Annotated in this window: 8 protein-coding genes, 5 tRNA genes and 1 other RNA gene; 7 read left to right on the top strand and 7 right to left on the bottom strand. The window is 51.0% G+C overall.

Annotated features, from left to right (window positions below):
* Positions 1–3 precede the first annotated feature (3 nt).
* The 3 genes from IZU26_RS09205 to IZU26_RS09195 form a co-directional block, all read right to left on the bottom strand.
* Complete coding sequence (locus IZU26_RS09205; protein WP_433278512.1) at positions 4–1,140, bottom strand: FAD:protein FMN transferase; 1,137 nt, start codon at positions 1,138–1,140, stop codon at positions 4–6.
* A complete protein-coding gene (gene aspS, locus IZU26_RS09200; protein ID WP_433278510.1) occupies positions 1,137–2,981 on the bottom strand; it encodes an aspartate--tRNA ligase in 1,845 nt (614 codons plus the stop codon). The genes IZU26_RS09205 and aspS overlap by 4 nt, the downstream gene beginning before the upstream one ends.
* Positions 2,982–3,379: 398 nt before the next feature.
* Complete coding sequence (locus tag IZU26_RS09195) at positions 3,380–3,994, bottom strand: DUF308 domain-containing protein (protein ID WP_021495444.1); 615 nt, start codon at positions 3,992–3,994, stop codon at positions 3,380–3,382.
* A 121-nt stretch (positions 3,995–4,115) separates the two neighbouring features.
* Here IZU26_RS09195 and IZU26_RS09190 point away from each other — a divergent pair.
* From IZU26_RS09190 to IZU26_RS09160, 7 genes are all read left to right on the top strand, one after another.
* Positions 4,116–4,200, top strand: a tRNA-Ser gene (locus IZU26_RS09190).
* An 85-nt stretch (positions 4,201–4,285) separates the two neighbouring features.
* Positions 4,286–4,370 (top strand) — tRNA-Ser (locus tag IZU26_RS09185).
* An 18-nt stretch (positions 4,371–4,388) separates the two neighbouring features.
* A tRNA-Arg gene (locus IZU26_RS09180) sits at positions 4,389–4,463 on the top strand.
* A gap of 20 nt (positions 4,464–4,483) precedes the next feature.
* A tRNA-Ser gene (locus IZU26_RS09175) sits at positions 4,484–4,570 on the top strand.
* 105 nt (positions 4,571–4,675) lie between these two features.
* Positions 4,676–4,761 (top strand) — tRNA-Ser (locus IZU26_RS09170).
* Positions 4,762–4,765: 4 nt separating this feature from the next.
* An RNA gene (gene ffs, locus IZU26_RS09165) (signal recognition particle sRNA small type) lies at positions 4,766–4,864 on the top strand.
* A 97-nt stretch (positions 4,865–4,961) separates the two neighbouring features.
* Positions 4,962–5,918, top strand: coding sequence for a TraB/GumN family protein (locus IZU26_RS09160; RefSeq protein ID WP_433278508.1), 957 nt, complete (start codon positions 4,962–4,964; stop codon positions 5,916–5,918).
* A gap of 17 nt (positions 5,919–5,935) precedes the next feature.
* On the opposite strand, the gene IZU26_RS09155 is transcribed toward IZU26_RS09160, so the two are convergent.
* The 4 genes from IZU26_RS09155 to IZU26_RS09140 all read right to left on the bottom strand — a co-directional run bounded on the left by IZU26_RS09155 (position 5,936) and on the right by IZU26_RS09140 (position 11,877).
* Positions 5,936–7,315: an MATE family efflux transporter gene (locus IZU26_RS09155; protein WP_433278506.1), complete on the bottom strand. Its 1,380-nt coding sequence runs from the start codon at positions 7,313–7,315 to the stop codon at positions 5,936–5,938.
* Positions 7,312–8,697: a cell envelope integrity protein CreD gene (gene creD / locus IZU26_RS09150; protein ID WP_433278504.1), complete on the bottom strand. Its 1,386-nt coding sequence runs from the start codon at positions 8,695–8,697 to the stop codon at positions 7,312–7,314. The genes IZU26_RS09155 and creD overlap by 4 nt, the downstream gene beginning before the upstream one ends.
* 70 nt (positions 8,698–8,767) lie before the next feature.
* Positions 8,768–10,735, bottom strand: a complete 1,968-nt coding sequence (locus tag IZU26_RS09145) for a hypothetical protein (protein WP_433278502.1) — start codon at positions 10,733–10,735, stop codon at positions 8,768–8,770.
* Between the two features lie 71 nt (positions 10,736–10,806).
* Entirely contained in the window at positions 10,807–11,877 is a 1,071-nt protein-coding gene (locus tag IZU26_RS09140; protein WP_433278500.1) for a hypothetical protein, read from the bottom strand.
* Positions 11,878–12,005: the final 128 nt, after the last annotated feature.

Below are 12,005 nucleotides of genomic sequence, written 5' to 3'. Positions count from 1 at the left end.
CGGCTATTCGAACGTTACGGCAGGCGCTTCGAGCGAACCTTCAAGCGCTTTCGATGCGCTTACGCTTCCGTCCTCTTCGATAAATATGCCGAGCACTTGCGCGTGAAGCCCCGGAATCTCGGCAAGAGGCGTACCGGCCGACGACTGTATCCTGTGCAGCAGCTCCATACCGCTTTCTTTGCCGAGCACGAAAACGCTCGTCGAAAGCGCGTCCGCCGCCATGCTCGATTCGCATACGATCGTCGAAGAAAGCAAACCGCTGGCTGCAGGATATCCCGTCTTTACGTCAAGTATGTGATGATAGCGTACGCCGTTTTCCGTAAAAAAACGCTCATAGACGCCGCTCGTCACGATCGTCGAATTTGCCACATTCAAAACGATAGCCGGCACGCCTTCGGGATCGTTCGGATCTTTAATGCCGACACGCCACGGAGAGCCGTCCTTTTTTTTGCCGTACACGAAGATGTTGCCGCCCAAATCGACGATGGCGCGGCGTACTTTTCGCGCTTTTAAAATTTTCGTCAATTCGTCTGCAGCGTAGCCTTTGACGATGCCGCCCAAATCGAGCGCCATACCGCGCCGTTTGAGCATGACGGTATTGTCGTCCGCTGCGGAAACATCGCGCCAGTTTATCAAGGGCAGCACCGCATCGATTTCGCTTTTTTCGGGTACGCGCGCGTGATCGGTATTGATGCCCCAAATCTTTACGAGCGGGCCGACGGTCGGATCGAAGGCGCCGCCGGTGAGTTCCGCAAAGGCGAGAGCAGATCTAACGACGTAAGCCGTATCGGAAGAAACGGAAACGCTTCGTTCACCGGCAGCTTTATTTATCGCGGAGATTTCCGACGAGTCGATAGTGACGCTGAAGGTCTCGTCGATTTCATGCAGCCGCGCAAAGAGTTCGTCGTACAGCGATTTTGTGCCGTCGTCGTACGCGTTCACCGTGCACACCGTTCCCATAAGGGCTTCGGTACGCGGATCCGCAGTACGCTCGCAGGAAGTAAAGCAAATAGAAAAAATAATAATTAATAAGGCGAATATCGATTTTTGAAAATATTGTCTGAACAAAGGCACTCCGAAACAGCGTTTTATTAAAGCGCGATTTTCTCCGATCTTATTAAAACCGAAAACGTTTTTCATACGTCTTTTGCATCTTCCTTTTCGGTTACCGCGATGTGCAGTTCATCGAGCTGTATCCGCTCCACTTCGCTCGGACTCTCGTCCATCGGAGAAGCGGCCAAATTATTTTTCGGAAAGGCGATCACTTCGTGGATGCTCTCTTCCCCTTCCATGAGCATGATAAGGCGGTCGAGACCCGGTGCGATGCCGCCGTGCGGAGGAGCGCCGAATTGAAATGCGCGCACGAGAAAACCGAACGCTTTTTGCGCGCGCTCTTCGCTGTAACCGACGATTTTAAAAATGCGTTTTTGCAGTTCGGGATCGTTGATACGCATGGAACCGGATGCAAGCTCGTAGCCGTTGAGCACCAAATCGTAGAGATCGCCTTTGACGGCACCCGGCTCGCGCTCAAGCGTGTCCCAATATTTTTTTTGCGGAAGCGTAAACATGTGGTGTTCCGTTTCCCACTTGCTCTCGTCTTCGTTCCACGCAAAATATGGAAAATCGATAATCCACACAAAGTGAAACCGATCACGGGGATCATAGAGGCCGAGCTCTTTACCGAGCTGCTTGCGCACGGCACCGAGTGCGACGCAGGCGGTCTGCCATCTTTCGTCGCTTACAAACAAAAGCAAATCGTTTTTTTCGGCGCCGAGCTTTTCGCAAATCTCTTTTTCTTTGCCCGCGTAGAATTTAGAGATGCCGCCTTCGAACGCACCCGAACCGTCGACTTTCATCCACGCGAGCCCCTTCGCTTTATACGTCTTTGCAACCGCTTCGAGCGCTTCGATCATTTTCCGGCTGTACTTGTCGGCGACGTTTTTGACGACGAGCGCTTTTATCGCCGAGCGTTTGTGCCGTTCGATATCGCGCCCTGAGTTTGCAGCTCCCGCTTTGAACGCGTTGAAGTCCGAGAGTTCTGCCATAAAAGCCGCGTCCCGCATTTTCAAATCGAAGCGGAGATCGGGTTTATCCGAACCGTACAAATCGAACGCGTCCTCCCACGAAAGCCGGTCGAAGCGCAGAGGCAAATCGAAGTTCATCGTCTTTTTAAAAACCCAGCCCATCATGCCTTCGGTTACGCCGAGCACTTCTTCGCGGTCGGTAAAGCTCATCTCCATATCGATCTGCGTAAACTCAGGCTGCCGGTCGCCGCGCGCATCTTCGTCGCGGTAACATCGGGCGATCTGGAAATATTTATCGAAACCCGAAACCATCAAAAGCTGTTTGTACAGCTGCGGGCTTTGCGGCAGCGAATAAAATTTCCCCGCATGCACGCGCGAGGGCACGAGATAATCGCGGGCACCTTCCGGCGTCGATTTAATAAAAGTCGGCGTTTCGATTTCAAGAAAGCCCTGCTGTGTAAGATATTCGCGGACGGCAAAGGTCACTTGAGAGCGCAATATGATATGATGCTGCATCGGAGCGCGGCGCAAATCGAGATAGCGGTATTTTAAACGCAAATCTTCATTCGGCAATACGATACTTCCGTCTTTTTGGCGCACTTCGTCGATCGCAAAGGGCAGCGGATCGGAAGCCGTAAAGATTTCGATATCGCAGGCCGCGACTTCGATTTCACCCGTCGGCATATCGGCGTTGACGTCTTTATCGCCCCGCGCGGAAACGGTGCCGTGTACTGCAATGCAGTATTCGCTTTTGAGCGAAGCCGCAGTTTTTTTGACGCTTTCCGCTGCGCCGGGTCCGACGAGCACTTGCGTTATGCCGTAGCGGTCGCGCAAGCTGATAAAAAAGATGCCGCCCAAATCGCGAGTACGATGTACCCAGCCGTTTAAGACGACGGTTTTACCGACATCGCTTTTTCGGAGCTCTCCGCAGGTAACGCTTCGTTTTAAATTTTCCATAATGTCGCATTGTAATACATTGCGCTTGAAGTGGGAAGAGAATCGGCGGAGGCGTCACGCGAAAGAGTGTCCGCCGCATGATTATACCGCAGACAGCCTTGAAAAGTAGATAGGAAGAGCAAACTGACAGTAAAAGCAAGGGTAACTGCGGTAAAAATTCGGGGCTGAGAATGTACACGGATGTATAGTTTCAGCCGATTTATCCCTTCCCCTATGTGATTACACTTGAAAAACATCATTTCCTTATAAAAACATACCGAGATTTTTCTACGGAACTGAAATTGCTCAAGCCGGAGCAGGCGATGTACGCAAAGCTGTCCAACGACGTCTCGTGCCTTATTCCATCCGTTTTACACACCAAACTCGGCTAATTAATAATTTTAATGTACCGGTACGCTTTATTTTTCCGTACGTCCGCTTTCCGTATCGGTTTTCGGCAGCGCGTCGGAAACGGGCGGCTGAATGTCGTCTACGACTTCGACTTCATCGACGACGATCGGGCGATCGTGCCATTCGAATAATATATACCCCGCGCTTACCGCAAGCAGCAAAAGGCCGAGGATGCGCACGAGTATGAGACCGATTTGCTGCGGTACGATAAACAATACGATCGCGCCGACAAACGATATGATCACTTCGAGCATATAGCGCCGGCGCTCTATATTCGTATCGCGGAGTTTTGCGAGCATGTACAGTTCGAGAAAGGCCGATGCGAGGAGGTACGCTGCGAGTACATAGAGCATAATCGTCCACATCGCTTCGGCGAAGCGCAGCGGCAAAACGATCGCGAGGATGCCGATGACGATGCTGATAAGGCTCCGAACGAGGACGGTGAGCTGAAACGATTTGTCATCGACGAGCTGCCGTATTTTAATTAAATTGAATATGCCGTTTACGACGGCTTCGATACCAAGGGCGATAACGGCGACTTTTATACATTGTTCCGGCGCTATGATCATCATGAGCGCAACGACTGCAAGCAGTGCGCCGAGCATAAAATCTGTTTTTCTCATAATGTAAATATACTCGATTATGTGTAAATCAACAAGGTTTCGTTTGTCACGGTCGCAGAAATCGCCGATCTTATACTTGACACAAAAAGTGATAATTTGATATGCTGATACTACGTCTTTTGGAGCGATGTCCGAGCGGTCGATGGAGGTAGTCTTGAAAACTATTGAGGAGCAATCCTCCGGGGGTTCGAATCCCTCTCGCTCCGGACAGCAAAATCGCCTGTGATTTTTATCGCATCGGTTTTCAATGGGCATCGCTCGTGCATCGTTTACGGCGCCGTCGGACGAATCGGAAGCGTGGTAGAGCGGTAATACAACGGATTGCTAATCCGTCAGTTCCGTAAGGGCTGGGCAGGTTCGACTCCTGTCGCTTCCGTATTGTTAATTTTTTTTTGAGACTATAGCTCAGCTGGATTAGAGCACCACCCTGCGGAGGTGGGGGTCGCACGTTCGAATCGTGTTAGTCTCGTACGGCTTATAGCCGCGTAAGGAAAGATGCGAGAGTGGTCGATCCGGACGGTCTCGAAAACCGTTGAACCCTTTTGGGTTCCGGGGGTTCGAATCCCCCTCTTTCCGCTTAACGGGTGTTGTAAAAATCGTTAAGGGATTCGAACCGGAGCGAGCGCCGAGCAAAAATCGTTTTTATTATTCATCTTATTATTTTATGCTGGAAATATTTTAGGAAAGATGTCCGAGTGGTTTAAGGTACACGCTTGGAAGGCGTGCGTGCCCAAAAGGCACCGGGGGTTCGAATCCCCCTCTTTCCGTTATGCCCAGGTGCCATGCAGCCGAACGCCGGCAAACCCCGTCAGAGCAGGAATGCAGCAGCGGTAGTCGGATGTGCGGCGTGCCGTGGATTACCTGGGCTTTTTTGTTGTTTCGAATGCAGGGATTCATGTGCAATTTTCGGATAGCTGCGTTCCCATAATCAAAAAACGGTGTTCAACGCCGAAAAAAAGGCTGAAAGATGATGAAAAAGAATATCACACTGATTTTATTGCCGCTCGTATTGAGTGCATTCGTTTCCTGCGCGTCGAACCGAGCGGTAAAAAACACAGCGTACGTTACAGAACGGGCACGCATGTTTTGGCAAATCGACGGCGTTGACGCAGACGGCAAACCCTCCGTCGTATACATACAGGGGACGATTCACGTCGGAAACAAACGCTTGTATCCGCTTGCGCCTTCCGTCGTCGAAGCGTGGAATTCCGCGGACAGGATCGTCGGAGAGATTTCAACGGCCGATTGGGCGAAGTTTCAAAACGAACTGCAAAACCGCATACGCGAAAGCGTCCGCAGCGCGGGCGGGAGGCGTATCTCGGACGCGCTCACGAGCGAACAAAAACGTGCGCTCTATTCCGTACTCGGCAAAGCCGAAGCCGAACAAACGGATCTCTTCGAACCGTGGGTAACGAATCTTTCGCTTCAATCCCTCGTCTATACGAACTCCGGTCTTTCCGCAGAGCAGGGACTCGACGGTCAATTTATGCTTTTGTCTTATCGGCAAAACAGGGAGATGGAAGGTCTCGACGATTTGGAAACGCAGTTTGATGTGCTGGCATTCGGCACATACGATGAACAGCTGGTCATGCTGCAAGACGTACTCGACGATATCGCCGGAGCGAACGACATCGAGCAATTCGTCCGTAAGCTCTACGACGCGTACTTTACAGACGATGCCGCTTCTCTCGATGCGCTTCTAAAAGAATCGTATCGAACCGACGGCGAACCGGCCGCCAAAGCAGCGCTGTACAAAGCGTACTACGAAAAAACTTTTACCGAAAGGAACAGAGCATGGGCGAAAAAAATCGCGGTATGGCTTTCCGAAGGAGGGACGACTTTTATTTTTGCCGGAGCAGGACACTTTATCGGAGAGGATTCGGTCTTTTCCTATCTGCGGAAAAACGGAAAACTCTCTCACTGACATCGATTCGCCCGCTCTTATCCCGCATACGCGGCTTTTTCCCACTTCGTTGAGGCAAGCCGCACTAAAAAAATCGTACCGCGAAAACAGAGTTCGATGCCCATCGCGATCCACGCGCCGTACAATCCGAATCTCGGCACGAGTAAAATCGTCAGTACGATGCGCACTCCCCACAGACTTACGAGGTTCATGATGCCGGGAACGAGGGTATCGCCCGCTCCGCGAAGGGCGCCGGAGGCGACAATGGAGGCGGCGAAAAGCGGCTCGGCAAACAGCTCGATGCGCAAAACGCGTACTGCAAGCGTTCGCACGGCTGCGTCCGTCGTAAGAAAGGCAAACACGGCAGGGCAGATCGCGTACATGAGCGCACCCGTCGCCGTCATCACGATCATGCCGCTCGCCGTCGTGAGCCGGGCAAAACGTTTCGACAAATCGCTATGCCGGGCTCCGACGCTCTGCCCGACGAGGGTTACGGCCGCTTCCTTTATGCCGAAGCCGGGCATATAACACAGCGACTCGGCCGTTACGGCAAAGGAATTCGCCGCGAGGGAAACGGCACCGAGGGGTGCGATAAAACGCATCGATGCGACGACGGCTCCGCTCCACGCCGTCTGTTCGGCACCGACGGGTACGCCGATCTTCAGAGCGCGCTTAAAATCGCCTTTATCGATTTTCCACGTATCTTTTTCGATAAGCGCAAGTTCGGAAGATTTTCGAAGCGTGTAATACGAAATCAAAACGGCGGTCACAAGGGCTGCGCACACGGAACCGTACGCCGCACCCGCCGCTCCGAGATGCAGTATGACGATAAACAGATAATTGAATGCGACATCGAGAGCGCACATGAGCGCATTCAATACGCCCGGAGTTTTCATATCGCCGGATGCCTGCAGCATACCGCTCATCAAATACACGATTTGAAAAACCGGGAGCGCGAGCTGGAAGAGCGAAAAATAAAATGAAGCGTCGCCCCTGATCGCATCTTCGGCTCCGAGCCACGCGGGCAGCATGCCGCTTACCGAAACGCTCAGAGAGGCGACGACGCTCGAAAAAATCGTACACACGACGATCGCTTGGCGTAACAGGCGCTTTGCTCTCCGTCCGTCACCGGCACCGACCGCCTGTGCGGTCTGCACGGTAAAGCCGGTCGCAATCGAATGCGTCAATCCGCCGAACATCCACAGTGCCGGTGAAACGAGCCCTATCGAAGCCGCCGCTTGTGCACCCAATCGCCCGACCATCGCCGCGTCGATATACTGCATCAAAATGGAAGAAACTTGAGCGAGCATACCGGGTACGCTGAAACGCCACACATACGACAAAAGCCGAGCGCTCGGAACAGCGTTCCGTTCTTTTAATAATTTTGCAAGGGCGATCTGTCCCCGCGCTTCCTTCAATTTTCTTCCTGTGCGGCGTACCAGTCGATTTTGCGCGTCAGCACCATAAGCAGCGTAACGACGAAGAACAAACCGAGACTGCCGATCAAAAGCGCGTAATCTTCGGCTTGCAGCGTGCCGAACAAAAATATATACGACGTCATCTGTACGAGCGCAAAGCAGGCTCCCCATTTCGGTTTTTTGAAAATCGCGGATGCATAAAACAGCAAAAGAAAACTCACTGCAGCCGAACTGATCCAATAGGTCGTACCGAACGGAATGTGCTCTGAAACCGACAGGAGCAGCAGGTAAAAGATCACATCGGCGAGACCTATCAAACAATACTGTACCGGATGGATTTTTATATGTGTAAAAATTTCAAAGATAAATATCGTGATAAACGGAATTATTAAAAAGAGGAGCGCGTATTTTATACTCCGCTCGGTTTTTTGATAATTGTCGACCGGTGTTACGAAATCGATCTGCACGGTTTCCGCGTCGTCGCTGTCGTATGAATTGTACGCATATTTTTGATTGGACTTGCGCGACGAGGAAGGCGCGTCTTCTTTTTCGGATGCGATCCACTCTTTCGGAAAAGCGGTCGAAAGACCTGCGATATTCCACACTGCGGAAAAGCCCGCATCGGAAATGCTGCGCTCGGTCGGAAGCCAGCCGCCTGTAAAGCCGGGCGTCGGCCACGTCGATTCGACGGAAAACGTATTATCGCCGGCAAGCGGCATCGCGGCAAAATACTGCCCGCCTTGGATAGCCGTTTCCGCAGTAAAAGCAAAGCCTTTTTTGCAGTATTCGGCAGGTACGTTGTAAAACACCGTATTTGAAAACGGACTTGCCGCATCGGGCGACATAGGCGACATTTCGAGCGGTGTTCCGTCGGCCGTGACGGCGGGCAGTTTTGTTAAATTCTTTTTGTTTGAAATACCGAGCATCAAAACGCATTCGCTCCACACGATATCGCGCTCGTCTATTTTGTTATACGAATAGTCGGCTGCGGAAAATGCGCCGTCGGAATAGACCGTACCCGAAAACACCGGCGCTTTAAAAATGCCGCGTGTCAAGTATTCGGGTTTTGCGGAAAAGCGCATGTTCCACATTTCCGGTACGCATACGATGTGGCTCGTTTTCCGCTCCGTCCTCTTCGTCCCGTTTTCCCATACGTCGACTGTCTTTTTAAACGGTACGGCGAGCGCAAAGCCTTCGATGACCGGAGCGCCTCCCTTCGGTTCGAGTATGGAACGCACGGCGTCCCTTTGATACGATTTTCTATCGTCGACGAGAGAATCGAGCATGTGCAGCGGAATTAAAAACAGCAGTACGAGTATGAGGATGATAAACGGTTTGACGCCGATTTTTCCGACCGAATTTAATAATTTGTTTTTGTCCATAAAAAAACTCCGTAAAAGATATTTAAACATAGGAAAGCCTCAAAAAATTGAAGTTTTTCGAGACTCACTTTTATTTTTTTTGATATGCCGTGCGTATCGCTTCGGCAAACAATTTATTTTGATCGTGACGCTCCGGTACCGAAAACTGAGGTTTGCCGTCCTCTTCCGAAATGCGGTATATCTGCGTCGGGGGTACTGAATATGCGGGACTGTCGGGATTGTTGAGCCACCAGTCGAGCACGGCGACGATGCACAGCGTGTATTTTAATAAATTTGCATTTGTCGCATTTGTCGTCGCCGTCGTGTTTTGTGCGCCGAGCAAAACGTCGAGCCGCTTTGAAATTTCATTCGGAATATCGAAGCGATAATGCTCCCATGGATTGCGTATCGAATCGACGGTTCCGTGCACGTGCGCTACGGCGTCGCATGCGTTTGCGGCGCGGGTAAGGTATTTCCGCACAAAGTCGACACGCTTATACAATGGCGGATATTTGCTGTCGTTTGCGGGACGCTCGAGTACGAGCGGCTTGAATTTCAACTCGGGTAAAAACTGATACTGCGCCTGCCATAAAAGCGCCGTAATCGATTTTTTGCCGAACGACGAAGCTTCGAAATCGCTTTGAGAATATATTTGATTGGTGAAGTAGATGAGCGGTTCGGCATATAATTTATTAAAAACGTCTTCCCTGTATGCCGACCACGTATCGAGTACCGCATCGATCGAATCCGATTGAGCGCTGCCCGTTTCCTCTTTAACAAAAGAGATGTTACGGCATCCCTGAAAAAAATCTTCAATGATGCGAAGCAATACGATCGTCAGCTGTATCGGATTCGACGGCGATAAAATATTAAAGCCGTCATCGAATTTATAGAGCGGCTGAAAATACGGAAACAGATCGGGGTGCATATCGAGTTTTTGAAAACCGGCTTCGGGAAACAGCCGGTCGAGCAAGTTTAACCCCGTGTTGACGGTTTCATCGCGCTTGCCGCGCACTTCGTGTACGATGTTTTCTTTTCGTTCGGGTGCTTTGGCTTCTTTCGGTTTATCGGGAAGCAGTAAGTCGAATTTGTGAAGACCGATAAACTGCAGGATGTCCGCAACTTTTGCCGAAAAAAATACCGGATACGCTTCATAGGTATCGGAACACATGCGCATGAGCAGCGGATATAATTTCCTGATGATTTCCGTATCGATGTAGAGCCACTTGGTGATCGCTTCTTTTGCGAGCGATTGGAGCTTTTCTTTGTCGGTATCGGGATAGACGATTTCGTCGGCGTAAATCTCCTTAATAATTTTCGGTATCTTTGAACTGCCGTAATAATAAACCGTCATGAGCGGGCGATATACTGCGCGGATAAAAGGTATGAGATCGCATACGAGCAGCGGCTGCGGCAGCGCGAACAGATCGTCGTATGAGAATTTGATGTCTTGCATCGTCCATCCGGCAACCGTTCGCAGGAATTTGAATTTGATATCGGCACCGCCGGCGATCTTCGCTTTGTACGTATTCGGCGCCATCTGTATGAGCATCTTAATGACGGTGATAAAGGCTTCCATCTGATCGATGTAGAGCTTCAGCGTTACGTCGTAAAACGCCGGCAAAATTTTTTCCGTTCCGTCTTTTTGAAAGCGCCGGATAAAATTAAAGATACCGTAATTCGCTTTGATTTGATATTCGTCCGACATCATAAGCTTGTCGATTTCCGCGCAGAGTTTCGGAGGAAGCATCTGCAGATCGTTTTTTCTCCTGTGCTTTACGACCGTATGCTGCGAAGTTCGCGCATCGGATGGTTTTGCACGGTTTCCCGAAGATGTACCCGAAGCGCTGCGGGACGGAATAGGCGCGGGGCGGCGAGCGTGCGTTATTCCTTTCGAAGACGGATCGGTAAGAATCGAGCGTTCATTTAACACTTCGCCTCCGAGTTTTTTCGCCATCGTCGCCGCTTCTTGCGGATCGATATCACCTATAGCCTTTCTCGTTTTATCGAGCGTACCGGGCGCCCAATCAGCGGTTTTATTGAGAGATTCGTTGGCCATTCCCACACCTCCGTTGGAAAAAATCGCGACCTACCCGAATGAAGATCGATCGCTGCCCGCTTTGAAAATCTTCAGATACGCAGTCTGCTTTTTTTCACGATACCGGGAAAATTTTTCAGCGTAAGTTTTTCTCCGGTACCGGTGAGCAGTACGCCGTCGAAAGTACCGAAAATTGCGCTGTAATCGGTACGCATGACGAGGATGCTCAAAACGCGTTTGCTGATCGACACGGGCGTAAACGTTAAATCGACCATAGATTCGGTATCCTGCACGATCCACGTTTTGCCGCTGCCGAACGGATGCGTGATCGTCACGGCGGGCATCGGCGTCAACTTTCCGTCGAATACGACGACGTTTTCGTTGCAGTCGTCGGCTTCTTCGGAATCCATATTCGTCATCGTAAAGCGGAACAGCAATTTTCGTCCCTCATAGTCGCCCAGACCGCACATCATTTTGCTTTTTGAATGGTAACGGTAATACGTGCGGTTCATCACCATAAACGCGAGCCCCGACATATTCCGCATCGGAACGGCGGGCGTCTTTTTTCCCGCGAGGAGATTGAGCGAACCTTCCGTACACATCGCGGTGAGCCAAGAAGCCGAACAGCGCCTCGTTGTCGGAGCGGGTGCAACGACGACAAGCTCGGAGTGCAGCGGATCGCTGAAGTGAGACACGAACATACCCGTCGCCGCAGGACGAGAGGCATCGCCTTTTACGCTGAACACGAGCGATATGCGGTCGCGCTTGCGGTTCCACGAAATGCGGATATAGCGCGATTTTTTGTGATTGACGCAGGCGGCTTTATCGAGCCGTATCGGAACGAAGCGGAAGCGCGGGAGCATGAACGTATGATAGACGAATTTTTTGCCGGTGGATCGGTACCAAAATATTACTTCCGCGAGTCCGAACAGCTTATCGTCGAAAAATTCGACCATGCCGATATAATCGCCGATCGAAAACATATAAGCGAGCCGGCTTTTGATTCGGAAATTCGTTAAAAACGCAGGGATCGGAATACCGCCGAACGGAGCTTTAATCCCCTTGATGTCGAGCTTTTGCGGCGGATTTGAAAACGTACCGAACTGCGCGGTACCGTCGGCGACAATCGATTCGGGCGATTCGCTTACTGTCCTGGAATACAATCTCTACCTCTGAAACGGTAAACTTTTATACTCGGGGCTGTCCAAAAACTTCAGTTTTTAAAAACACCCATTCTATTATATATCAAAAATGCCGGTCCTGCAATTCCGCGCATTGGGTTTGCTTTTTA

This window comes from Treponema sp. SP13, assembly GCF_050938355.1.
Classification (GTDB): Bacteria; Spirochaetota; Spirochaetia; order Treponematales; family Treponemataceae; genus Treponema_D; species Treponema_D socranskii.
This window is presented reverse-complemented; position numbering and strand designations above follow the sequence as displayed.

Excerpts from the sequence above, each read along its gene's own strand:
- aspS (WP_433278510.1), bottom strand. The coding sequence starts at position 2,981 with ATGGAAAATTTAAAACGAAGCGTTACCTGCGGAGAGCTCCGAAAAAGC.
- creD (WP_433278504.1), bottom strand. The coding sequence starts at position 8,697 with ATGGACAAAAACAAATTATTAAATTCGGTCGGAAAAATCGGCGTCAAA.
- IZU26_RS09160 (WP_433278508.1), top strand. The coding sequence starts at position 4,962 with ATGATGAAAAAGAATATCACACTGATTTTATTGCCGCTCGTATTGAGT.
- IZU26_RS09195 (WP_021495444.1), bottom strand. The coding sequence starts at position 3,994 with ATGAGAAAAACAGATTTTATGCTCGGCGCACTGCTTGCAGTCGTTGCG.
- IZU26_RS09205 (WP_433278512.1), bottom strand. The coding sequence starts at position 1,140 with ATGAAAAACGTTTTCGGTTTTAATAAGATCGGAGAAAATCGCGCTTTA.
- IZU26_RS09145 (WP_433278502.1), bottom strand. The coding sequence starts at position 10,735 with ATGGCCAACGAATCTCTCAATAAAACCGCTGATTGGGCGCCCGGTACG.